This window comes from Streptomyces sp. NPDC053755 (assembly GCF_040677675.1).
GTDB lineage: Bacteria > Actinomycetota > Actinomycetes > Streptomycetales > Streptomycetaceae > Streptomyces.
Genome location: NZ_JBFASK010000001.1, coordinates 336,066 through 359,263, shown reverse-complemented (window position 1 = coordinate 359,263; position 23,198 = coordinate 336,066). Strand labels below are relative to the sequence as shown.

At 71.8% G+C, this 23,198-nt stretch carries 21 protein-coding genes and 1 pseudogene; 11 read left to right on the top strand and 11 right to left on the bottom strand.

Annotation, left to right across the window (positions count from 1 at the left end):
- Positions 1-297, top strand: a pseudogene (locus AB0K65_RS01580) (hypothetical protein); the annotation flags it as partial.
- A 348-nt stretch (positions 298-645) separates the two neighbouring features.
- Here the strand turns inward: AB0K65_RS01580 and AB0K65_RS01575 are convergent.
- Positions 646-2,286, bottom strand: a complete 1,641-nt coding sequence (locus tag AB0K65_RS01575) for a protein kinase (protein ID WP_365713159.1) — start codon at positions 2,284-2,286, stop codon at positions 646-648.
- 276 nt (positions 2,287-2,562) lie between these two features.
- Between AB0K65_RS01575 and AB0K65_RS01570 the strand changes: the two genes are divergently transcribed.
- A complete protein-coding gene (locus AB0K65_RS01570) occupies positions 2,563-4,182 on the top strand; it encodes a protein kinase (RefSeq protein WP_365713157.1) in 1,620 nt (539 codons plus the stop codon).
- Between the two features lie 7 nt (positions 4,183-4,189).
- On the opposite strand, the gene AB0K65_RS01565 is transcribed toward AB0K65_RS01570, so the two are convergent.
- The 3 genes from AB0K65_RS01565 to AB0K65_RS01555 form a co-directional block, all read right to left on the bottom strand.
- Positions 4,190-5,218 carry a phosphotransferase gene (locus AB0K65_RS01565; protein WP_365713155.1) on the bottom strand — a complete coding sequence of 343 codons (1,029 nt, stop codon included), beginning with the start codon at positions 5,216-5,218 and terminating at the stop codon, positions 4,190-4,192.
- A 15-nt stretch (positions 5,219-5,233) separates the two neighbouring features.
- Positions 5,234-5,695: a pyridoxamine 5'-phosphate oxidase family protein gene (locus AB0K65_RS01560; RefSeq protein ID WP_365713153.1), complete on the bottom strand. Its 462-nt coding sequence runs from the start codon at positions 5,693-5,695 to the stop codon at positions 5,234-5,236.
- Between the two features lie 234 nt (positions 5,696-5,929).
- Positions 5,930-6,589 (bottom strand): response regulator transcription factor, encoded by a 660-nt coding sequence (locus AB0K65_RS01555; protein ID WP_365713151.1) that lies wholly within the window; start codon positions 6,587-6,589, stop codon positions 5,930-5,932.
- Between the two features lie 358 nt (positions 6,590-6,947).
- Between AB0K65_RS01555 and pdhA the strand changes: the two genes are divergently transcribed.
- Genes pdhA through AB0K65_RS01540 form a run of 3 tightly spaced genes read left to right on the top strand, consistent with a single transcriptional unit; the run spans position 6,948 to position 10,532 of the window.
- The gene (gene pdhA, locus AB0K65_RS01550) at positions 6,948-8,114 is read left to right on the top strand and encodes a pyruvate dehydrogenase (acetyl-transferring) E1 component subunit alpha (RefSeq protein ID WP_365713149.1); all 1,167 of its coding nucleotides are present in this window, start codon (positions 6,948-6,950) and stop codon (positions 8,112-8,114) included.
- A gap of 2 nt (positions 8,115-8,116) precedes the next feature.
- Entirely contained in the window at positions 8,117-9,097 is a 981-nt protein-coding gene (locus tag AB0K65_RS01545; RefSeq protein WP_365713147.1) for an alpha-ketoacid dehydrogenase subunit beta, read from the top strand.
- Positions 9,098-9,128: 31 nt separating this feature from the next.
- The gene (locus AB0K65_RS01540; protein ID WP_365713632.1) at positions 9,129-10,532 is read left to right on the top strand and encodes a dihydrolipoamide acetyltransferase family protein; all 1,404 of its coding nucleotides are present in this window, start codon (positions 9,129-9,131) and stop codon (positions 10,530-10,532) included.
- A gap of 106 nt (positions 10,533-10,638) precedes the next feature.
- Here the strand turns inward: AB0K65_RS01540 and AB0K65_RS01535 are convergent, their stop codons facing one another.
- Positions 10,639-10,881, bottom strand: a complete 243-nt coding sequence (locus AB0K65_RS01535) for a DUF6411 family protein (protein WP_365713145.1) — start codon at positions 10,879-10,881, stop codon at positions 10,639-10,641.
- Between the two features lie 114 nt (positions 10,882-10,995).
- Here AB0K65_RS01535 and AB0K65_RS01530 point away from each other — a divergent pair, with 114 nt between their 5' ends.
- Entirely contained in the window at positions 10,996-11,637 is a 642-nt protein-coding gene (locus AB0K65_RS01530) for a GntR family transcriptional regulator (RefSeq protein WP_365713143.1), read from the top strand.
- A complete protein-coding gene (locus tag AB0K65_RS01525) occupies positions 11,634-12,947 on the top strand; it encodes an MFS transporter (protein WP_365713141.1) in 1,314 nt (437 codons plus the stop codon). Before AB0K65_RS01530 ends, AB0K65_RS01525 begins: the two co-directional genes overlap by 4 nt.
- 63 nt (positions 12,948-13,010) lie before the next feature.
- Here AB0K65_RS01525 and AB0K65_RS01520 read toward each other — a convergent pair whose 3' ends face one another.
- Positions 13,011-13,838 carry a maleylpyruvate isomerase family mycothiol-dependent enzyme gene (locus AB0K65_RS01520; protein WP_365713139.1) on the bottom strand — a complete coding sequence of 276 codons (828 nt, stop codon included), beginning with the start codon at positions 13,836-13,838 and terminating at the stop codon, positions 13,011-13,013.
- Between the two features lie 155 nt (positions 13,839-13,993).
- On the opposite strand from AB0K65_RS01520, the gene AB0K65_RS01515 reads away from it, so the two are divergent.
- Positions 13,994-14,788, top strand: coding sequence for a carbon-nitrogen family hydrolase (locus AB0K65_RS01515; protein WP_365713137.1), 795 nt, complete (start codon positions 13,994-13,996; stop codon positions 14,786-14,788).
- Positions 14,789-14,834: 46 nt separating this feature from the next.
- Here AB0K65_RS01515 and AB0K65_RS01510 read toward each other — a convergent pair whose 3' ends face one another.
- Complete coding sequence (locus AB0K65_RS01510; RefSeq protein ID WP_365713135.1) at positions 14,835-15,371, bottom strand: LURP-one-related family protein; 537 nt, start codon at positions 15,369-15,371, stop codon at positions 14,835-14,837.
- 119 nt (positions 15,372-15,490) lie between these two features.
- Between AB0K65_RS01510 and AB0K65_RS01505 the strand changes: the two genes are divergently transcribed.
- Positions 15,491-17,296: an NHL domain-containing thioredoxin family protein gene (locus AB0K65_RS01505; protein WP_365713133.1), complete on the top strand. Its 1,806-nt coding sequence runs from the start codon at positions 15,491-15,493 to the stop codon at positions 17,294-17,296.
- 59 nt (positions 17,297-17,355) lie between these two features.
- Here the strand turns inward: AB0K65_RS01505 and AB0K65_RS01500 are convergent, their stop codons facing one another.
- From AB0K65_RS01500 to AB0K65_RS01485, 4 genes are all read right to left on the bottom strand, one after another.
- Positions 17,356-17,700 (bottom strand): hypothetical protein, encoded by a 345-nt coding sequence (locus tag AB0K65_RS01500; protein WP_365713131.1) that lies wholly within the window; start codon positions 17,698-17,700, stop codon positions 17,356-17,358.
- Between the two features lie 102 nt (positions 17,701-17,802).
- On the bottom strand, positions 17,803-18,027 hold the full coding sequence (locus AB0K65_RS01495; RefSeq protein ID WP_365713129.1) for a DUF6458 family protein: 225 nt from the start codon (positions 18,025-18,027) through the stop codon (positions 17,803-17,805).
- A gap of 53 nt (positions 18,028-18,080) precedes the next feature.
- Entirely contained in the window at positions 18,081-19,385 is a 1,305-nt protein-coding gene (locus AB0K65_RS01490) for a M18 family aminopeptidase (RefSeq protein WP_365713127.1), read from the bottom strand.
- A gap of 107 nt (positions 19,386-19,492) precedes the next feature.
- Positions 19,493-21,319 (bottom strand): acyl-CoA dehydrogenase, encoded by a 1,827-nt coding sequence (locus AB0K65_RS01485; protein WP_365713125.1) that lies wholly within the window; start codon positions 21,317-21,319, stop codon positions 19,493-19,495.
- A 142-nt stretch (positions 21,320-21,461) separates the two neighbouring features.
- Here AB0K65_RS01485 and AB0K65_RS01480 point away from each other — a divergent pair, with 142 nt between their 5' ends.
- Positions 21,462-21,965: an SseB family protein gene (locus tag AB0K65_RS01480; protein ID WP_365713123.1), complete on the top strand. Its 504-nt coding sequence runs from the start codon at positions 21,462-21,464 to the stop codon at positions 21,963-21,965.
- Positions 21,966-22,106: 141 nt separating this feature from the next.
- Complete coding sequence (locus AB0K65_RS01475; protein ID WP_365713121.1) at positions 22,107-23,069, top strand: pirin family protein; 963 nt, start codon at positions 22,107-22,109, stop codon at positions 23,067-23,069.
- The last annotated feature ends 129 nt before the right edge of the window (positions 23,070-23,198 follow it).

Below are 23,198 nucleotides of genomic sequence, written 5' to 3'. Positions count from 1 at the left end.
GCCACGGACCCCGCCCGCGCCGCGCGCCCGTCCGGTGGGGCCAGGGAGGACCCCGCTCGCGCCGCGCCCGTGTCCGGGTGCGCCACGGACCCCGCCCGCGCCGCGCGCCCGTCCGGTGGGGCCAGGGAGGACCCCGCCCGCGCCACGCCCGTGTCCGGGTGCGCCACGGAGGACCCGGGCCCCGAGTCGGAGACCCCCGCCCGCGCGGTGCCCCCTCCCGCCCGCGCCGCGGAGGGTGCCGCCGTCCCGCTGACCGAGGGGCCCGCCGACCAGGCGGACGCGTTCTGCGCTCCATAGGAGAGGGGCGCGCCACTCACCACCAGCGAGCACACGAACACCGGGCCGAGGGCCCGTCGCCGTGCCCCGCGGAGTACTGGAGTCACGGGGTGACCCCCTCCCGTACCGAGCCGCCGAGGAATCCAACTCAGCGTCACATGGCGGGACACTTCCGGCATCCCGGGTGGGACGTGCGGAGGACGGCCACGGCGGGAGGGGCGCCGGCGCCCCCGGCGAAGGCCCCCGGCGCAGGCGACCCCGCGAAGTCCTCGCCGAAGGCCGCTCCCGCGAGGCCCCCTCGCGCCCCCCCGCCGAAGGCCGCTCAGACCGAGCCGGGCGGCGGGCCGTCGGGGGCAGGGGCGGGCGAGGCTACTGCGGCGGGTTGCCGGTCGACACCTTCAGGGTGAACTCGGCGTCTTCCTTCGAGGCGTCCTCACCGGACGGCGGGTACTGCTCCAGGACGGTGCCCTCGCCGTAGGTGGCCTCGTCCACCGGTGTCTGCGTGGTGATCTTCCATCCGGCGGCCTGGATGCACGCCTTCACGGACTGGATGTTCTTGTAGGTGAAGTTCGGGATCTGGAACTTCGCCGGGTCGTCGTTCGACTCGGTCGGCTCCGTGCACTTCTTCGGGTCGATCGTCTTCGTCAGGTCCGGACCCTTGTGACCGGGAGCCGCCGACTGGCTCTGGCTCGGGTCGCCGGTCGCTTTGGCGTTCGGGTCGTCCTTGTCGAGGGAGATCGCCGTGATCACTCCGCCGATCGCGACCAGCACCACGACGATCGCGCCGACGAGCACCGGCATGTTGCGGCCGGAGCTCCCGGAACCGCCCGAGGTCCCGTGGCCGCCGACCGAGGACTGCGACGCGGAGGTCGAGGGCTGCGGCGACATCGTGTACGGCCCGGGCGTGGGCGTCTGGTACGCCGGGGCCTGCGGCGGATATCCGTACGAGGGCGCGGGGGCCGGGGTGGGGGCGCCGTACGGCCCGGGCTGCGGCGTCGGGGCCTGGTAGGGGTGCTGGACGCCCTGCGTGGAGGGCGGCGGGGTCTGGCCGACGGGCGGGAAGACGGCCGAGCCGACGCCCGCACCGCTGCTGACCGGACCGCCCGCGACGATCACCGGAGCGCCGGTCTGGCCCGCCGACAGGACCCGCAGGCACTCGTCCTGCATCGCCGCGGCGCTCGGGAAGCGCTCGTTCGGGTTCTTCTTCAGCGCGCGGGCGACGAGCGCGTCCATCGCCGGCGTCACCGACCGGTTGATGGACGAGGGGGCGACCGGCTCCTCCTGGACGTGCGCGTACGCGATGGCGAGCGGCGAGTCCGCGTCGAACGGGAGGCGGCCGGTGAGCAGCTGGAACAGCATGATGCCGACCGAGTACAGGTCGGAGCGGGCGTCCACCGCGCGGCCGAGCGCCTGCTCGGGGGAGAGGTACTGCGGGGTGCCGACGACCATGCCGGTCTGGGTCATCGAGGTGACACCGGACTGCATCGCACGGGCGATGCCGAAGTCCATGACCTTGACGACGCCGCGCTTGGTCATCATGACGTTGCCGGGCTTGATGTCGCGGTGGACCAGGCCCATCTCGTGGCTGGTCTCCAGGGCGGCCAGCACGTCGGCCGTCACCTTCAGCGCCTTGTCGGCCGGCATCGCGCCGTGCTGCCGCACGTCGGAGGCGAGGACCGAGCCGAGCGGCTGCCCCTCCACGTACTCCATGACGATGTACGGCATGACGGCGCCGTCGAGGGTGTCCTCGCCGGTGTCGAAGACCGAGACGATGTTGGTGTGCGACAGCTTCGCGACCGCCTGCGCCTCACGCCGGAACCGCTCGCGGAACGACTGTTCCCGGCCGAGCTCCGTGTGCAGGGTCTTGATGGCGACCTGCCGGTCGAGCGCGCTGTCGTAGGCCAGGTAGACCGACGCCATGCCGCCTTCGCCGAGCAGATCACGAAGCTGATAACGGCCGTTCGCGACCGAACCGCCCGCATAGCGGCCCTGTGCGCCGTCCTGGCTCATTCGTGCTTCCCCCTACGCGCGCGTGGCGGCGCTCCACCGATTTTTCCTGGCCAAGTCTGCCCCAGGGCACCGACACGTCAAGCCGGGTGCCCGTTCCGTGACCCTCAGCACAAGAAGCGTCTCGGAAGCGTTACAGGAACCGCCTGGAATTTGCACAGGTGTACGCGGAAGGGGTTGGATGGCCGGTCCATCTCGGACCGTGCTGTCGGACGGAGCCTGTAGCGTGACGGGTCAGACGTGACGGCAGGGCACGGCAAGACATGACGGCGAGGACTGATGGCACCCGAATCCGAAGCAGGCGGCGGCGGAGTGCCGGATGCCGGGGCGGAGTCCTGGGGAGTCGGCGGCGTGGTCGGTGACGGGCGCTACCGCCTGACCCACCGTCTCGGGCGCGGTGGCATGGCCGAGGTGTTCGCCGCCGAGGACGTGCGGCTGGGCCGGACCGTCGCCGTGAAGCTGCTCCGCGCCGACCTCGCCGAGGACCCCGTCTCCAAGGCCCGCTTCACCCGCGAGGCGCAGTCGGTCGCCGGCCTCAACCACCATGCCATCGTGGCGGTCTACGACTCCGGCGAGGACATCGTCGGCGCCCAGTCCGTCCCCTACATCGTGATGGAGCTGGTCGAGGGCCGCACCATCCGCGATCTGCTGATCAGCGCCGAGGCGCCGGGTCCCGAACAGGCCCTCATCATCGTCTCGGGCGTCCTCGAGGCCCTCGCCTACTCCCACCAGCACGGCATCGTGCACCGCGACATCAAGCCCGCGAACGTCATCATCACGCACGGCGGCGCGGTCAAGGTCATGGACTTCGGCATCGCGCGGGCCCTGCACGGCGCCCAGTCGACGATGACGCAGACCGGCATGGTCATGGGCACGCCGCAGTACCTCTCCCCCGAGCAGGCCCTCGGCAAGGCCGTCGACCACCGCTCGGACCTGTACGCCACCGGCTGCCTGCTCTACGAACTGCTGGCGCTGCGGCCGCCCTTCACCGGCGAGACGCCTCTGTCGGTGGTGTACCAGCACGTCCAGGACATGCCGGTCCCGCCGTCCGACGTGGCGCAGGCGTCGCCGCCCGAGCTGGACGGCCTGGTCATGCGCTCGCTGGCGAAGGACCCGGACGACCGGTTCCAGAGCGCCGAGGAGATGCGGGGCCTGATCCAGTACGGCCTGCAGATGCTCCAGCAGCAGGGCGGCCACACGGGCACCTGGAACACCGGCCCGGTGGAGCTGCACGAGGGCGCCCACACGCCGGGCGGCGGCATCACCGCGACGACCGCGCTCGGCCACCCGATGCACCACGAGACCTCGCAGGGCCCGATCCTGCCGCCGATGAACCCCGACGACGGCGGGTACGACGGCCAGGGCGCGTACGGCAACGGCCGCAGGGGCCGCGGCCGGATGTGGCTGTTCGTCGCGCTCGCGCTGATCGCGATCGTGGCGGGTGTCGCCTACGCCGTGGACAAGGCGGGCGGAGGCGGCGGCGGGACGACGGACAAGCCGACCGTCACCACCTCGCCGTCCACGAACTCCCCGACCCCGACGCCGTCGCAGGACCCCACGGAGGAGACGGGCGAGCCGGACACCTCCTCGGGCGGCAACCAGAACACCTACGAGCCGACCTACCGGCCGTCCTACCGGCCGACGACACCGAGCACGCCGTCCGGCGACCCGTCGACGCCGCCGACCGATCCGACCGACGGCGGGACGGACGACGGGGGAACGACGGAGGGCGGCACCACCGAGGGCACCACCGAGGGCGGCACCACCGAGGGCACGACCGAGGGCGGTACCACCGACGGCAGCACCAACCAGGGCACGTCCTCGGGCACCTCCTCCGGCACGACGACGGGCACCACGACCGGTGCCAACGGCGAGCCCACCGGGGGAACCACCCCCTGACCGCTCCTCACCCCGTGAACGCGTCGCGCACCGCCTCGTATTCGCGGGTCCACCAGACCACCAGGGCCGACGCCGCGGGAAAGAGCGGGTCGGCCCTTCGGTCGTGGAGCTGGTAGCGCCAGCGCAGTATCCAGAAGTCGTTGAGGCGCTCCCACCACACCCGGTGCACCGCGGCCGCCAGTTCGGCCCCGTCCGCGCCCGCCGCGCGCCGGTACGCCCGCGCGTACGCCCGCACCTTCCGCAGCGCCAGCTCGCCGGCCGGGCGGACGAAGAAGATCGCGGCGGCCCTGACCGCCTCCTCGGCGCGCGGCCGCACGCCGAGGCGGTCCCAGTCGACGATCGCGGCCGGCTCCGCGCCCCGGTAGAGCAGGTTGAGGGGGTGGAAGTCGCCGTGGACCCAGGCGGCCGCGGCGGCGGGCGGCGGGCGGCGGTGGGCGTGCTCGGCGAGCAGGACGCGGCGTTCGACGAGCCGGTGTTCGGCGAGTTCGTCGAAGCTGTCCCGGGGGCGGCGGGCGCGGGCGAGGCGGAGCAGTTCGTCGATGATCCGCAAGGTGTCCTCGGGCCGGGCGCTCGCGTACGGCCCGCGCCCGTGCGTCCCGCCGGGCGGGGCCTCCATCACCTGCTCCAGGCAGGTGTGGACGTGCCCGAGAAGGGTGCCCAGGCGGCGGGAGCCGGCGGCGGAGAGCTGGGCGCCGTCGCGGTGCCGGCCCTCGATCCAGGGGTGCAGGGCGTAGCACCGGCCGCCGATCACGGCGACGGTGCGGCCGGCGTGGTCGGCGAGCGGCGGCGCCACGGGCAGTCCGAGGGCGTGCAGGCGCTCGGTGGCCCGGTGCTGGCGGCTGATGGTGTCCCGGTCGGCGGTCGGCGCGTCGAGGTGCTGTTTGAGGAAGTAGGAGCCGCGGGTGGTGGCGAGGCGGTAGCCGCGGTTGAGGAGGCCCTGCGAGACCGGCTCGCAGGAGAGCGGCTCACCGGCGTGGCGGTAACGGCGCAGCAGGTCGCCGAGAGGCGGGGCGAGCGTTTCAGATGAGCGCGGCACCCGCCAGATGTTAGATCACGCAGCGTGGTGGGTCGGTCGCGGGAGGGAGTGCCCGCCGGGGGGCAGGGGCGGCGGGTCCTCGGGTGCGGCGGTGTGGTCGAGGGTGTGCACGGTCGCGAAGTGGGGCTCGACGCTCATGTAGACCGGTTCGAAGGGGGCCCCGTCCACGGTGCGCGGTGCGGGGCCGAAGGCGGCCAGTTGGCGGTCGGTCGGTTCGAAGACCCGGGCGGTGCCGGTGAACTGCACGGACCAGAGGTGGTCGGCCCCCGAGGTGAGGTTGTCAGCGCCGTAGGCCACGACGCTGCCGTTGCAGGCCCGGTGGTAGCCCAGCCCGCGGTGCATCCGCAGCAGTACGCGGCCGTCGGCCACGACGTGCCGGGCCGGGGCGACGAAGGGCATGGCCCGCATGCTGGTCGCGACCCGCCCGTACGACACACGGTGCAGCAGCTCGATGGCGCGCATCTCCTCGGTGGACATGCGCTCCACTCTCCGTCACCGGCGCCGGATCGAGAAGGGGCTCCCGCCCTGCCCGGTCCGGGACGTAGGTCCCGAGCCGGTGGCGTCCGGGCGGTGGCGACGGACCAGGTGGTGCCGCCGGGCGACGGGCCGCGTCCGGTGGTGTCGCGTCCGGGCGGGTGAGGGCGGGCGTCCGGGCGGGTGACGTCCGCACGAGTGACCTCCGGCCGGGTGGCGCCGGGCAGGTCCCGCTCGTCAGCGCCGCTCGGCCTGCATCCGGGCCACGTACGCGGCGGCCTGCGAGCGTCGCTCCATGCCCAGCTTGGACAGCAGACTGGAGACATAGTTCTTGATCGTCTTCTCGGCGAGGTGCAGCCGCTCGCCGATGGCCCGGTTCGTCAGGCCCTCGCCGATCAGGTCGAGGATTCTGCGCTCCTGGTCCGTCAGGTTGGCGAGCCGGTCGTCACCCTTCGGGTTGTTTCCGTCGCGCAGCCGTTCCAGGACGCGGGCGGTCGCCACCGGGTCGAGGAGCGACTTGCCGGCCGCGACGTCCCGTACGGCCGAGAGAAGCTCGTTCCCCCGGATGGCCTTGAGGACGTAACCCGAGGCACCGGCCATGATCGCGTCGAAGAGCGCCTCGTCGTCGGCGTACGAGGTGAGCATCAGGCACTTGATCGCGTCGTTCCGCGAACGGACCTCGCGGCAGACCTCGACGCCGCTGCCGTCCGGAAGCCGGACGTCGAGCACCGCCACGTCGGGGCGGGTCGCCGGGATCCTGACCAGGGCGTCCGCCGCCGTGCCGGCCTCTCCGACCACCTCGATGTCGTCCTCCACGGAGAGCAGCTCGTGGACGCCGCGCCGGACGACCTCGTGATCGTCCAACAGAAATACACGGATTTTTCCATCTTCGCGCACGGGGTCAGTCTCACATATTGGCTCTTCCCGTGCCCGGGGGTGCCGGGATACCGTGCCCGTGTTCCGGCGGCCGCACGGCCGTTGCACCGCGCTGACCAGCTGTGTTCCCGTATTCCTCGATTTACTTGGAAATCCAAGCAAAATCGCAGGTCAAATGGGGTTTCGCAGGAATGCGGCGCACTGGGTAACGTGCCTATGACAGGGCGCTCGCCGGGGCACCTGTCACGCCTGTCCCCGGCTGCGTCGCACCCACCCCGTGCGCGGGTCGGATAAGGCGGAGCCTCCCCTTACCTCCGGTAGGGGGGACCCCAGGCCCACCCGGCGAACCCGGGGGCCGGACCGACGGAGGAGCACGCACGTGACCGTGGAAAGCACTGCCGCGCGCAAGACGACGCGACGCAGCAGCGGCACCAAGCGCACCGCCAGCGCGAGCGTCAAGAAGGGGCCGGGCGCCGAGCCCGAGCTCGTTCAGCTGCTGACGCCCGAAGGGGAGCGCGTCCAGCACCCCGACTACGACATCGACCTGAGCGCCGACGAGCTGCGCGGCCTCTACCGGGACATGGTCCTCACCCGCCGCTTCGACGCCGAGGCCACCGCCCTGCAGCGTCAGGGCGAGCTGGGCCTGTGGGCGTCGCTGCTCGGCCAGGAGGCCGCGCAGATCGGCTCCGGCCGGGCGCTGCGCGACGACGACTACGTCTTCCCGACCTACCGCGAGCACGGCGTCGCCTGGTGTCGTGGTGTCGACCCGACCAATCTGCTGGGCATGTTCCGCGGTGTGAACCACGGCGGCTGGGACCCGAGCAGCAACAATTTCCACCTGTACACGATCGTCCTCGGCTCGCAGACCCTGCACGCCACCGGTTACGCCATGGGCATCGCCAAGGACGGGGCGGATTCCGCCGTGCTCGCGTACTTCGGCGACGGCGCCTCCAGCCAGGGCGATGTCAACGAGTCGTTCGTCTTCTCCGCGGTCTACAACGCCCCGGTCGTGTTCTTCTGCCAGAACAACCAGTGGGCCATCTCCGAGCCCATCGAGAAGCAGACCCGCGTCCCGCTCTACCAGCGCGCCCGCGGCTTCGGCTTCCCCGGCGTCCGCGTCGACGGCAACGACGTCCTCGCGTGCCTGGCCGTGACCCGCTCCGCCCTGGAGCGTGCCCGCCGCGGCGAGGGCCCGACCCTCATCGAGGCGTTCACCTACCGGATGGCCGCGCACACCACGTCCGACGACCCGACCCGGTACCGCCGCGACACCGAGCGCGAGGCGTGGGAGGCCAAGGACCCGATCCTGCGCCTCAAGGCGTACATGGAGAACGAGGGCCACGCCGACGCGGCCTTCTTCGAAGAGCTCGAGGCGGAGAGCGAGGCGCTCGGCAAGCACGTACGCGAGGTCGTCCGCGCCATGCCCGTTCCGGAGCACATGGCGATGTTCGACAACGTGTACGCGGACGGGCACGCGCTCGTCGACGAGGAGCGCGCGCAGTACGCCGACTACCAGGCGTCCTTCGCGGGCGGAGAGGCCGAGTAGACATGGCTGTACAGAAGCTTCCCCTCGCGAAGGCGCTCAACGAGTCGCTCCGCAAGGCCCTGGAGACCGACCCCAAGGTCGTCATCATGGGTCTGGACGTCGGCAAGCTCGGCGGTGTCTTCCGGATCACCGACGGGCTGCAGAAGGACTTCGGCGAGGACCGCGTCGTCGACACCCCGCTCGCCGAGTCCGGCATCGTCGGCACCGCGATCGGCCTCGCGCTCCGCGGCTACCGCCCGGTCGTGGAGATCCAGTTCGACGGTTTCGTCTTCCCGGCGTACGACCAGATCGTCACCCAGCTGGCCAAGATGCGGGCCCGTTCCCTCGGCACGGTCAAGATGCCGGTCGTCATCCGCATCCCGTACGGCGGTGGCATCGGCGCCGTCGAGCACCACTCCGAGTCCCCCGAGTCGCTCTTCGCGCACGTCGCGGGCCTCAAGGTCGTCACCCCGGCGAACTCCTCCGACGGCTACTGGATGCTCCAGCAGGCGATCCAGAGCGACGACCCGGTGATCTTCTTCGAGCCCAAGCGCCGCTACTGGGACAAGGGCGAGGTCGACACCGAGGCCATCCCCGGCGAGCTGCACAAGGCCCGGGTCGCCCGCGAGGGCACGGATCTCACGCTCGCCGCGTACGGCCCGATGGTGAAGACCTGCCTGGAGGCCGCCGCGGCCGCCGCCGAGGAGGGCAAGTCCGTCGAGGTCGTGGACCTGCGCTCGATCTCCCCCCTCGACTTCGACACCATCCAGGCCTCGGTCGAGAAGACCCGCCGCCTGGTCGTGGTGCACGAGGCGCCGGTCTTCTTCGGCTCCGGCGCGGAGATCGCCGCGCGCATCACCGAGCGCTGCTTCTACCACCTGGAAGCCCCCGTCCTGCGGGTCGGCGGCTACCACGCGCCGTATCCGCCGGCGCGCCTGGAGGAGGAGTACCTGCCGGGCCTGGACCGCGTGCTCGACGCCGTCGACCGCTCGCTGGCGTACTGAGGAGAGCATCGTGACGATCCGCGAATTCAAGATGCCCGACGTGGGCGAGGGCCTCACCGAGGCCGAGATCCTCAAGTGGTACGTCCAGCCGGGTGACACGGTCACCGACGGTCAGGTCGTCTGCGAGGTCGAGACGGCCAAGGCGGCGGTCGAGCTGCCCTCCCCCTTCGACGGTGTGGTGCACGAGCTGCGCTTCCCCGAGGGGACGACGGTCGACGTCGGCGAGGTGATCATCTCGGTGAACGTCGGCGGCGCGGCCCCGGAGGCCGAAGCGCCGGCCCAGGCGCCGGTCGAGGCGCCCGCGCCCGTCGCCCCCGCCGCCGAGGAGGCCGAGCCCGAGGGCCGTCAGCCGGTCCTGGTCGGTTACGGCGTGGCCGCGACCTCCACCAAGCGCCGCGCCCGCAAGGCCGCCCCGGCCGGTGCCGTGCAGGCGCCCGCCCCGGCGGCGCCCGCCGCGCCCGTCTCCGTACCGGAGCAGCTCAACGGCCACGGTCCGGCGAGCGGCCGCCCGCTGGCCAAGCCGCCGGTGCGCAAGCTGGCCAAGGATCTCGGGGTGGACCTGACGACGGTCACCCCCACCGGTCCGGACGGGATCATCACCCGGGAGGACGTCCACGCGGCGGCCGCCCCGGCTCCGTCCGTTCCGGCGCCCGCCGCCGCTGCTCCGGCACCGACGGCCGCGCCGGTCGCGGCCCCGGCGCCCGCCACCGCCGCGCCCGCCGTGGCGACGGAGGCGCGGGAGACCCGCATCCCCATCAAGGGGGTCCGCAAGGCCACGGCGGCGGCGATGGTCGGCTCGGCCTTCACCGCGCCGCACGTCACCGAGTTCGTGACCTTCGACATCACGCGCACGATGAAGCTGGTCGAGGAGCTGAAGTCCGACAAGGACATGGCGGGCCTGCGGGTCAACCCGCTCCTGCTCATCGCCAAGGCCGTCCTGGTCGCCGCCAAGCGCAACCCGGAGATCAACGCGGCCTGGGACGAGGTGAACCAGGAGATCGTGCTCAAGCACTACGTCAACCTGGGCATCGCCGCGGCCACCCCGCGCGGGCTGATCGTGCCGAACATCAAGGACGCGCACGCCCAGACCCTGCCGGAGCTGTCGCGGTCCCTGAGCGAGCTGGTCGCCACCGCCCGCGAGGGCAAGACGACCCCGGGCGCGATGCAGGGCGGCACCTTCACCATCACCAACGTCGGCGTCTTCGGCGTCGACACCGGTACGCCGATCCTGAACCCGGGCGAGTCCGCGATCCTCGCGGTCGGGGCGATCAAGCTCCAGCCGTGGGTCCACAAGGGCAAGGTGAAGCCGCGTCAGGTCACCACCCTGGCGCTCTCCTTCGACCACCGCCTGGTCGACGGGGAGCTGGGCTCCAAGTTCCTCGCCGATGTCGCCGCGATCCTGGAGCAGCCGAAGCGGCTGATCACCTGGGCGTGATGCGCCCGTACGTCTGAGTTCCGCTGTTTCACGTGAAACGCCCGGCCGGTGGCATCGCCACCGGCCGGGCGTGCTCGCGTGCGGCACGGCATCGGGCCTCCGGGGTTCAGAACGGCATCTTGCCCCGCGCCTTGCGGCCTGCGGAGCCGCTCTTGCCGACCGCCTTCTGACTGCTGTTGAAGGGCTTGCTGAAGAGGCGGCCCAGCGCGCCGGGTGCCTTGCCGCCCGCGCGGGAGCCGAGGCCCAGGGTGCGCTGCGTGCCGCGCTGAGGGTGGTGGGAGAGCCGGGGTACGAGGAACGCCAGGACGGCGAGGACGACGCACACGGCGACTATGCCGACGATGAGCACGAGAAACTCCTTGTCTGCGGGTGTCCTGTTCGCGTGCCCGCCCTCCCACCGCCCATGCGTCCGCATCGCGGACGGGGCTGCCTGTTGCACCCCTGTTGTATCTATGCTGTGCGCATGCCTTCCGCGCCGCCCGCAGCCGACCGCGTCTACATGCACGTCAAGCAGGCCGTCCTCGACCGCCGTTACGAAGGCGGGACCCTGCTCACCGAGGGGGAACTGGCCCTGGCCGTCGGCGTCTCCCGGACGCCCGTGCGCGAGGCGCTGCTCAAACTGGAGATGGAAGGGCTGCTGAAGCTCTACCCGAAGAAGGGCGCCCTCGTCCTCGCCGTCTCCGCGCAGGAGATCGCCGACGTGGTCGAGACCCGCCTGCTCGTCGAGGAGTTCGCCGTGCGCCGGGCCGTCCCCGCCACGCCCGCGCTGATCGCGCGCCTCGAGGAGCTCCTGGAGGAACAGAAGTGCCGCGCCGCGGCCGGCGACCTCGCCGAGGTCGCCATCACCGACCGCTGCTTCCACGCCGAGATCGTCCGGCACGCGGGCAACCAGATCCTCGCCCGCCTCTACGACCAGATGCGCGACCGGCAGCTGCGGATGGGCGTGGCCGTGATGCAGTCGCAGCCCGACCGCGTCGCCAAGAACATCGCCGAACACGCCGAGATCCTCGAACGGATCCGGGAGGGCGACGTCGAGGGAGCCGCCGCCTGCGTCCGGCAGCACCTCAGCTGGGTCAAGGTCCTGGTCAGGGGTGAGGCGCGGTGAGCGGACGCGGATTCGGATCCTCCGCCACCCTCCCCGGCGACCCGCCCGGCGGCAGGCGTGCGGCCCTCGTCTGGGGCGTCGGCGTCGCCGTCTACTTCGTCGCCGTCATCTTCCGTACGTCCCTGGGCGTCGCCGGCCTCGACGCCGCCGACCGCTTCGACGTCAACGCCTCCGCCCTGTCCGCCTTCTCCATCCTCCAGCTGCTCGTCTACGCCGGGATGCAGATACCCGTCGGCCTGATGGTCGACCGGCTCGGCACCAAGAAGGTGCTGACCCTCGGCGTGGTGCTCTTCACCGTCGGACAGCTGGGCTTCGCGCTCTCCCCCTCGTACGGCATGGCACTCGCCGCCCGCGCGCTGCTCGGCTGCGGCGACGCGATGACCTTCATCAGCGTGCTGCGGCTCGGCAGCCGCTGGTTCCCGGCCCGGCGCGGGCCGCTGATCGGGCAGGTCGCCGCCCTCTTCGGCATGGCGGGCAACCTCGTCTCGACCATCGTCATCGCGCGGGCGCTGCACGGCGTGGGCTGGACCGCGACCTTCGTCGGCAGCTCGGTCGCCGGCGTCGTGGTGCTCGTCCTGCTGCTGCTCTTCCTCAAGGACCACCCCGAGGGGTACGCCCCCGCGCCGGTCCGGCACGCCGGATCCGCCTACGTCCGCAGGCAGATCGCCGAGTCCTGGCGCGAACCCGGCACCCGGCTCGGCATGTGGGTGCACTTCACCACCCAGTTCCCGGCCATGGTGTTCCTGCTGCTGTGGGGCATGCCGTTCCTCGTCGAGGCCCAGGGGCTCTCGCGGGGGGTCGCCGGCGAGCTGCTGACGCTCGTGGTGCTGTCCAACATGATCGTGGGGCTCGCCTACGGACAGATCATCGCCCGGCACCATGCGGCGCGGGCCCCACTGGCCCTCGGCACGGTCGCGGCGACCGCGCTGGCGTGGGGAGCGACCGTCGCCCACCCCGGCGACCGGGCGCCCATGTGGCTGCTGATCACCCTCTGCGCGGTCCTCGGCGCCTGCGGACCCGCCTCGATGATCGGCTTCGACTTCGCCCGCCCGGCGAACCCGCCGGAGCGTCAGGGCACCGCCTCGGGCATCGTCAACATGGGTGGTTTCGTCGCCTCGATGACGACCCTGCTCGCCGTCGGCGTCCTCCTCGACGCCACCGGCGACAACTACCGGATCGCCTTCTCCTCCGTCTTCGTCCTGGAGGCGCTGGGCGTCACCCAGATCCTGCGCCTCAGGTCCCGTACCGCGCGGCTCGAGCGGGAACGGCTGGTCGCCAGCCGGGTGGAGGCCGTGCACGTCCCGGTGTGAGTCCGGCGGAGGCCCGGCGCGACCGCTTCTCCGGCCGGAGCGGCCCGACGCGGGAAGGGCGTGCTACCGGGGCGTCACCGCGAAGTTGTCCAGGATCGCCGCCGCCAGGTCCGCGTCGCCGTCGGTCTTGATCCGGTCGGCCACGTCCATCGGCCGGACCCGGCCGCAGGCGAGACGGACGTACGTCTCCCAGTCCGTCGCCAGCGTCGCCGCGGGGCCGAGCGAGGGGGCGCCGTCGACCGAACCGCGGCCCTCCGCGTCCACCCTGACGGTCCGCAGGAACTCGACGGGCCCGTGGACGTCGATGACGACCGCCGAGTTCGCCGGCGCGCCCGCGTCCTTGGCGACGACCTTGGGCAGCGCCTCCAGCAGCACGTCACGGGTGATCAGGGCGGCGGGGGAGTCGAGGTTGCCCGGCCGGCCGAGCGCGGCGCGCAGGTCCTGCTCGTGTACCCAGACGTCGAAGGCCCGCATCCGGTAGGCGACTTCCAGGGTCTGCTCGGCGCCGAGAGGCGCACGGATCAGATGGTCGGGCTGCCGGTTCTCGTTGCGCAGCTGCCGGGCACGGCGGATCAGGACGTACTCCAGCTCCGAGGTCATCTCGGGGCCGGTGTGGTGCCGCCGCACGTCGACCTGCATCTCCATGTAGCGGGCGAACTCGGTGCGTACGTGGTAGAGATCACGGGGCAGGGAGTGGATGGGGCGCGGGTCGCCCAGCATCTCGCACTCCATGCCGATCACATGGGACACGATGTCGCGCACCGACCAGCCCGGGCACGGAGTGGCGCGGTTCCATTCGCCTTCCACGAGCGGCTGCACCAGCTCGGATATCGCTTCGATGGAGTGGGTCCAGGCGTCGGCGTAGGTCTGAAGGCTGGGATGGACGGTCACGGGACCCCTCGGCGGTTCTGCGGTGCGCGGGCTGAAAACAAGACTGCGTGGGAGGCTCGGACGCTAAGTTACGCTGCCCGAAGGCACCCCGGCAGTGCTTTCGTGTGACGATCGTAGGCCCGTGTTGACGGCTCGAATGCCAGGACGGTGGTAGTGTGCGCGCCTCGCTGATCCAGATCGCAGTAGACCCGGACGAACCGGTTGACTCCCGCCGGGCGCGCGTGGCCGCTCTCGTACGCGCGGAACGCGGCGCCGACCTCGTCGTCCTGCCGGAGCTGTGGCCCATGGGGGCGTTCGCGTACGAGTCCTTCGCCGCCGAGTCGGAGCCGCTGGACGGGCCGACGCACCAGGCGATGGCGGCGGCCGCCCGGGACGCCGGGGTGTGGCTGCACGCCGGGTCCGTCGTCGAGGCGGCGGGCGGCGCGCTCTACAACACCTCGCTCGTCTTCACCCCGCGGGGCACCCTGGCCGCGAGCTACCGCAAGATCCACCGCTTCGGCTTCGACAAGGGCGAGGCCGTGATGATGGCGGCGGGCGAGGAGCCGGTGACGGTCGCGCTGCCCGAGCTGACGGTCGGCGTCGCCACCTGCTACGACCTGCGCTTCCCCGAGCTGTTCCGGGGCCTGGTGGACGCGGGCGCCCAGGCGTTCGTGGTCCCGGCCGGCTGGCCGGCCCGCCGCCGCGCGCACTGGACCCTGCTCGCCCGGGCGCGGGCCGTGGAGAACCAGGCGTACATGCTGGCCTGCGGCACGGCCGGCACGCACGCCGGCGTCGAGCAGGCCGGCCACTCCCTCGTGGTCGACCCCTGGGGCGAGGTCCTCGCCGAGGCGGGCCCGGACGAGGAGATCCTCCGGGTCACCCTCGACCCGGCGAAGGTGACGACGACCAGGGAGCAGTTCCCCGCGCTGAAGGACCGCGTGCTGGGTGTGGCGAAGCCGCCGCGTCCCTGAAGGCGGGCCGGCGTGATCCCCTCGGCCGGCGCCCCGGCCTCCGCGCTCAGTCCTCCCGGTCCTCCCGCTCGCGCTCGGCCATCCGGATCACGCACACCGCCACGGCGATCAGCAGCGCCGCGTCGGCGTCCTCGCGGACGACGTTCACGGCGTACGTGTCCCGGACCCGGAACCACCGGCGGGAGATGTGGGCGAGGAGTTCGCCCTCGTATTCCACGACGAACTCCCGGTCCAGGACCCGGCCGCTGACGTCCAGCTCCGTGCCCTCGACCAGGGTGACGCGGTAGTGGTTGCGCAGCAGCGAGAGCCGCTTCCTGCGGATCGTGGCGAGCGGCCGGTCGTCGCGCTCGATCGTCATCGCGTCCCGCAGGGCGAACAGTTTCTGCCGCAGCGTGACGAGGACCTGCCCGAGGGGGTCCTTCAGCTCCAGGGTGTCGCGCAGCCGCAGGGCCTTGCCGTCGACGAGGAAGGCATGACGGCCGTTCTCGTCCTCGATCCAGTAGTCGTCGCCGACGGCGAAGAGCTTGTCGCGCACGAGGTATTTGTGGGGGATCGTCGTCTTTTCTCCGGAATGTCGCTCCATGAGGAGAGCGCTTCCCCGCAAGCCCGGCCTTCACGCGTGTCCGGACCCCTGCCTGGCGCAGGACACGCCGCCTCCGCCCCACCCGTCCCCGGCTTTCACTCGTACGGCACCCTTGAACCATGAACGATGCCGCCCCGGCGCCCACCCCCGCGCCCGCGCCCCGCCGTGCCCGTGTCCGTGCCCCCGAGCTGATCGGCAAGGGTGGCTGGCTGAACACCGGTGGAGACGATCTGACCCTCGCCGACCTGCGCGGAAAGATCGTTCTGCTCGATTTCTGGACTTTTTGCTGCATCAACTGCCTGCACGTCCTCGACGAGCTGCGTGAGCTCGAGGAGCAGCACCGGGACACCCTCGTGATCGTCGGCGTCCACTCCCCGAAGTTCGTGCACGAGGCCGATCACCAGGCCGTCGTCGACGCCGTCGAGCGGTACCAGGTGCACCACCCGGTGCTCGACGACCCGGAGCTCGCCACCTGGAAGCAGTACGCCGTACGGGCCTGGCCGACGCTCGTCGTCATCGATCCCGAGGGCTACGTCGTCGCCCAGCACGCGGGCGAGGGGCATGCCAACGCCCTCCGGACCCTCGTCCGTGAGCTGGAGGCCGAGCACGGGGCCAAGGGGACACTGCGGCGCGGTGACGGGCCGTACGTGCCGCCGGAGCCGGTCGCGGGGGATCTGCGGTTCCCCGGGAAGGCGGTCGTCCTGCCCTCCGGCAACCTCCTCGTCTCCGACACCACACGGCATCAGCTCGTCGAGCTGGAGCCGGACGGCGAGAGCGTCGTACGACGGATCGGCGAGGGCGAGTTCCGGGAGCCGCAGGGCCTGGCGTTGCTGCCCGACGGCAAGGTCGTCGTCGCCGACACCGTGCACCACGCGCTGCGCGTCTTCGACCCGGAGACCGGCGCGATCGAGCTGATCGCCGGGACCGGCCGGCAGTGGTGGCAGGGCTCCCCCACCTCCGGCCCCGCGCTGGAGGTCGACCTGTCCTCGCCGTGGGACGTGGCCTGGTGGCGGGGCAAGGTGTGGATCGCCATGGCCGGCGTCCACCAGCTGTGGACGTACGACCCGGAGACGGGGACGGTGGAGGTCGCGGCCGGTACCACCAACGAGGGCCTGGTGGACGGGCCGGCGGCCGAGGCGTGGTTCGCCCAGCCGTCCGGGCTCGCCGCCACCGAGGAGCGGCTGTGGGTGGCCGACTCCGAGAACAGCGCGCTGCGCTGGGTCGACACGGAGGGCGCGGTGCACACCGCCGTGGGCACCGGGCTCTTCGACTTCGGTCACCGGGACGGCGCCGCCGACCAGGCGCTCCTCCAGCACCCGCTGGGCGTCACCGCCCTGCCCGACGGGTCGGTCGCCGTGAGCGACACGTACAACCACGCCCTGCGCCGTTTCGACCCGGCCACCGGCGAGGTCACCACCCTGGCCACCGATCTGCGCGAGCCGGCCGACGCCGTCCTGGTCGGGGACGACATCGTCGTCGTCGAGTCCGCCCGGCACCGGCTGACGCGGCTGCGGCTGCCGGAGGAGGCGGTGCGGGTCGAGTCCGTCGCGTACCGCACCCGGCGCGAGGCCACCGAGGTCGCCCCCGGGCGGCTCCGCCTCGACGTCGTCTTCCAGGCGCCGAAGGGCCAGAAGCTGGACGAGCGGTACGGTCCGTCCACCCGGCTCCTCGTCTCCTCGACCCCGCCCGATCTGCTGCTGGGCGGCGAGGGGACGGGCACGGACCTCTTCCGGGAGCTGGAGCTCAACCCCGACCACGCCGAGGGCGTGCTGCACGTCTCGGCGATGGCGGCGTCCTGCGACGACGACCCGGCCAATGAGTACCCGGCCTGCCATGTCCACCAGCAGGACTGGGGTGTTCCGGTGAAGGTGACCGCGAGCGGCGCGGCCCGGCTTCCGCTGATCCTCGCCGGCCTGGACGCCTGACCGCACGGGCCTCCCCCCCCGGGGGGTGCCCCGCCGCGCGGCCCGGCGGCGGGGCACCCTCAGGGGAGGATGCCCTGGTTCGAGGACGGGCGGCCCGCCGCTCCGTCCAGGCAGCCGGTCACCCAGGCCGCCGGGTCGTGGACCGACCGGTCGCCGCCCATGCCCCTTCGCTCCATGGCGGCGCACTCGCCGGCCAGCAGGGCGCGGGTCCGTTCCCCGGTCAGGTCGTACTGCCGGATCCGGACGGCCTGGAGATAGCCGCCCTCGTACGCGATGTCCGTGCCCCACGGGGGTCGTTCGTCGAACTCCGCGATGCCGTACGCCGCGACCGCCATGCCGAGGAGCATGGCGGTCGCGGCGCAGCCGATGAACTTCCGCCGGGGCGGGCCCTCGTGACGATGCATAGGGGCGATCGTGTCGCGTGGGGCCTTTCCCGGATGTTTCGCGTAGACGGGGGTGCGCCGGGGCGCACCCGCGGGTACGGCGGTGCGCCGGAGCGCACCGTGTCAGTAGCGACGACTGGGGTCGTCGTCCACGACGGTGGGCGCCACCGGCGGTACGACCGCCCGACGGCGCCGCGCGATGCTGGTGAAGGTCGCGACGCCGATGAGGCCGACCGCCATGAGGATCAGCCCCACGAGGTCGAGGTTGACGCCCTGGAGCTCCCAGTCCGTCGCGAACGTGAGTATCGCTCCCACGGCGATGAGGATGATGCAGCCACCGAGGCCCATGGATCCCGCCTCCTCCTGGAGTAGTGGGAGTCGCGTACCCCGGTTGTCGGCCGCTATCCCTCCAGGAACGCCACCAGCGCGTTCGCCAGCAGGAACGGGTCGTCGGCTCCGCAGAGTTCGCGCGCGCTGTGCATGGAGAGGATGGCGACGCCGATGTCGACGGTGGTGATGCCGTGGCGGGCGGCGGTGATGGGGCCGATGGTCGTGCCGCAGGGCATGTCGTTGTTGGAGACGAACGTCTGCCACGGCACGCCCGCCTGCTCGCAGGCGGCGGCGAAGACGGCCCGGCCGCTGCCGTCGGTCGCGTACCGCTGGTTGACGTTCACCTTGAGGATCGGGCCGCCGTTGACGCGCGGGTGGTGCGTCGGGTCGTGGCGCTCGGCGTAGTTGGGGTGGACGGCGTGGCCGGTGTCGGAGGAGAGGCAGACCGTTCCGGCGAAGGCGCGGGCGCGGTCCTCGTAGGCGCCGCCGCGGGCGTAGACGGACCGTTCGAGGACGGAGCCGAGCAGGGGGCCCTGGGCGCCGGTGTCGGACTCGGAGCCGTTCTCCTCGTGGTCGAAGGCGGCGAGGACCGGGATGTGGGTCAGGCCGGGCCGGGACGAGACGGCGGCGAGCGCGGCGACGCCGGCGTGGACCGAGAGGAGGTTGTCCATGCGCGGCCCGGCGACCAGTTCGCGGTCGCGGCCGAGGTAGGAGGGCGCCTCGACGGGGTGGACCATCAGGTCCCAGCCGGCCACGTCGTCGGCGTCGACGTCCGCCTCGCCGGCGACGAAGGAGATCAGGTCGCCCTCGTGGACGTCGCCGAGGCCCCAGATCGGCTGCATGTGGCGCTGCCGGTCCAGCTTGAGGCCGTCGTTGGCCTGGCGGTCGAGGTGGATGGCGAGCTGCGGGACGCGGAGCACGGGCCGGTCGACGTCGACCAGGCGGTGGGTCCCGTCGCGCAGGGTGAGGCGGCCGGCGAGGCCGAGGTCGCGGTCGAGCCAGGTGTTGAGCAGCGTGCCGCCGTAGATCTCGACGGCGACCTGGCGCCAGCCCTGCGCGCCCATGTCGGGCTGCGGCTTGACGCGCAGGTTGGGCGAGTCGGTGTGGGCGCCGACGATGCGGTACGGGGTGTGGGGGGCGGCGCCCTCCGGTACGTACCAGGCGATGAGCGCCCCGCCGCGGACGACGTACTTCCCGCCGGCCGTGGCGTCCCAGGCCGCGGTCTCCTCGACCTGCCGGAAGCCGGCCTTCTCCAGGCGCTCGGCGGCGGTCGCCACGGCGTGGTACGGCGACGGGGAGGCCGCCAGGAAGGTCATGAGGTCATCGGTGTGGCCGCGGTCGAACGGGGACGACGGGCGGGAGGGTGCGCTGCTCATGCGTTCACCTTACGCACGGTCCGAAAGCCGTCGAGCGGACCCCGGAAAACGGAACGGCCCGCCCCCCTCCCCGGGGACGAGCCGTTCCTGTGTGGAGGAGGCGCGTGCTAGAACGCGGCCTCGTCCAGGTCCATCAGCGAGCCGTCGACGGCCTCGGCGAGGGCGCGCTCGGCTGAGACGCCCGGCAGGACGTTGGCGGCGAAGAACTTCGCGGCGGCGATCTTGCCGGTGTAGAACGCCTTGTCCTTGGCGGAGGCGGTCTCCAGCTTCTCGGCGGCGACGGCCGCGCCCTTGAGCAGGAGGTAGCCGACGACGACGTCGCCGGAGGCCATGAGCAGGCGGGTGGTGTTGAGGCCCACCTTGTAGATGTTCTTGACGTCCTCGCCGGTGGCGGTGAGGTCGGTGAGCATCGTGCCGACGATGCCCTCCAGGTCCACGGCGGCCTTGGCGAGCGCGTCGCGGGCGGCGGCCAGTTCCTCGCCGCCGGTGCCGACCGCGAGGAACTTCTTGATCTCCTCGGCCAGCGCGTTCAGGGACGCGCCCTGGTCACGGACGATCTTGCGGAAGAAGAAGTCCTGGCCCTGGATGGCCGTGGTGCCCTCGTAGAGGGTGTCGATCTTGGCGTCGCGGATGTACTGCTCGATCGGGTACTCCTGCAGGAAGCCGGAGCCGCCGAAGGTCTGGAGCGACTGCGCGAGCTGCTCGTAGCCCTTCTCGGAGCCGTAGCCCTTGACGATCGGGAGCAGCAGGTCGTTGAGGCCGATGAGGGCCTTGGCGTCCTCGCCGGCCGCTTCCTTGAGCTGGATCTCGTCCTGCACGGCCGCGGTGTAGAGGACGAGGGAGCGCATGCCCTCGGCGTACGCCTTCTGCGTCATCAGCGAGCGGCGGACGTCGGGGTGGTGCGTGATGGTGACCTTGGGGGCGGTCTTGTCCATGAACTGCGCCAGGTCGGTGCCCTGGACGCGCTCCTTGGCGTACTCGAGGGCGTTGAGGTAGCCCGTCGAGAGGGTGGAGATCGCCTTCGTGCCGACCATCATGCGGGCGAACTCGATGATGAGGAACATCTGGCGGATGCCGTCGTGCTTGTCGCCGATCAGCCAGCCCTTGGCGGGGTGCTGGTCGCCGAAGGTCATCTCGCACGTGTTGGAGGCCTTGAGGCCCATCTTGTGCTCGACGTTGGTGGCGTAGACGCCGTTGCGCTCGCCCAGCTCGCCGGTCTCCCAGTCGAAGTGGTACTTCGGGACGAGGAAGAGGGAGAGGCCCTTGGTGCCGGGGCCGGCGCCCTCGGGGCGGGCGAGGACGTAGTGGAGGATGTTCTCCTCCATGTCGTGCTCACCGGAGGTGATGAAGCGCTTCACGCCCTCGATGTGCCAGGAGCCGTCCTCCTGCTGGACCGCCTTGGTGCGGCCCGCGCCGACGTCCGAACCGGCGTCGGGCTCGGTCAGGACCATCGTGGAGCCCCACTGGCGCTCGACGGCGATCTGCGCGACCTTCTTCTGCGCCTCGTTGCCCTCGTTGAAGAGGATGCCGGCGAAGGCCGGGCCGGAGGAGTACATCCAGACGGCCGGGTTCGCGCCGAGGACCAGCTCCGCGTAGGCCCAGATCAGGGAGCGCGGGGAGGTGGTGCCGCCGATCTCCTCGGGCAGGCCGAGGCGCCAGTACTCGGAGTCCATGAAGGCCTTGTAGGACTTCTTGAAGCTGGCCGGGACCGGGGCGGTGTTCGTCTCGGGGTCGAAGACCGGGGGGTTGCGGTCGGCGTCGGCGAAGGACTCCGCGAGCTCGTTCTCGGAGAGGCGGGTCAGCTCCTCCAGGACGCTCTTGGCGGTCTCGACGTCCATCTCCTCGAACGGACCGGTGCCGTACACCTTGTCGCGCCCGAGGACCTCGAAGAGGTTGAACTCGATGTCGCGGAGATTCGACTTGTAGTGCCCCATGGCGACGGCTCCGTAAGGATCGGGGAGGCAGGTTCCTCGTACACGTACCAGCAAGTAGCTAACGCTCTCATCGATGATGCTACCCGTCGGTAATAAGAGCAACCCCTCTCGGGTCATCTGTGACGCAGTAGGCTCGTGGTCCATGTACGGCTACGACCAGAATCCGGGCTCCCAGCAGCAGTACGCCCCGCCCCCGCAGCAGCCGATGCAGGGCGGGATGCAGGGCGGAATGCAGGGTGGCATGCAGGGTGGGTACGGCCAGCAGGCCCCGCTGTACCCCGAGCCGTCGCCGCCCTCGCTCGCCGACGCCGTACGGGCCTTCACGACCGGGTCGCTGGCGGCCGAGGACTTCCAGCAGATCTTCGCGACCTCGAAGGTCTACTGCCCCCGGGGCGACAATCCCGGGTTCCTGGCCCTGCACAACACGCAGCAGCCCGTGATCCCGATGTTCACCTCGCTCAAGGAGCTGCGGCGGTACGCGGGCAAGGAGTCGAAGTACTTCGTGATCACCGGTGCCGAGGTGATCGACCTGCTGCCGACCGGCTACGGCTTCGTCCTCGACATGGAGGGCGATCACCGGATGGTCTTCGACGCGAAGGCCGTGGAGCAGATGGTCGACTTCGCGATGCGGCGGATGTACGGCTGACGCGGGCCGGCGCGGGCCGCGCGGAGCGACGGTCGACGCAGGAGGGCGCCCGGGGGGAATTCCTCCCGGGCGTTCCGCGTTCCGGGTGGCAGGAAGTTCATTGTTCAACTATTCTGGACCCACAAGGATGGAGGTCCTGAGATGCCTGCCGTGACCGTCGAGAACCCGCTCAGCCTGCCGCGCGTCGCCGCCCCCGCCGACGCCGTCTCCCGCCCCGTGCTCGCCGTGACCACGGCGCCTTCCGGCTTCGAGGGCGAGGGCTTCCCGGTGCGCCGCGCGTTCGCCGGGATCAACTACCAGTACCTCGACCCGTTCATCATGATGGACCAGATGGGGGAGGTGGAGTACGCCCCCGGCGAGCCCAAGGGAACGCCGTGGCACCCCCACCGCGGCTTCGAGACCGTCACCTACATCATCGACGGGACCTTCGACCACCAGGACTCCAACGGCGGTGGCGGCACCATCACCAACGGCGACACCCAGTGGATGACCGCGGGCTCCGGACTGCTCCACATCGAGGCCCCGCCGGAGTCCCTCGTCGTCAGCGGCGGGCTCTTCCACGGGCTCCAGCTCTGGGTGAACCTGCCCGCGAGCGACAAGATGATGGCCCCCCGCTACCAGGACATCCGCGGCGGCCAGGTGCAGCTCCTCGCCTCGCCCGACGGCGGCGCGCTCCTGCGCGTCATCGCCGGCGACCTGGACGGCCACGCGGGCCCGGGCATCACCCACACGCCGATCTCGATGATCCACGCGACCGTCCGGCCGGGCGCGGAGGTCACCCTGCCGTGGCGCGAGGACTTCAACGGCCTCGTGTACGTCCTGGCCGGGCGCGGCTCGGTCGGCGCGGAGCGACGGCCGGTCCACATGGGCCAGACCGCCGTCTTCGGCAAGGGCGGCTCGCTCACGGTCCGCGCGGACGAGAAGCAGGACGGGCACACGCCCGACCTGGAGGTCGTCGTCCTCGGCGGCCGGCCGATCCGCGAACCGATGGCGCATTACGGCCCGTTCGTCATGAACAGCCAGGCGGAGCTGCGCCAGGCTTTCGAGGACTTCCAGGCCGGGCGGCTCGGCACGATCCCGGCGGTCCACGGGATGGGCGAGTAGGGGCGATACGGAGCGGGCGGGCGGTGGCCGTGACCGCTGAGGGCTGATCGGTGGCCGCGCCCGTGGCCGGTGGGCGGTGGCCGTGACCGCTGAGGGCTGATCGGTGGCCGCGCCCGTGGCCGGTGGGCG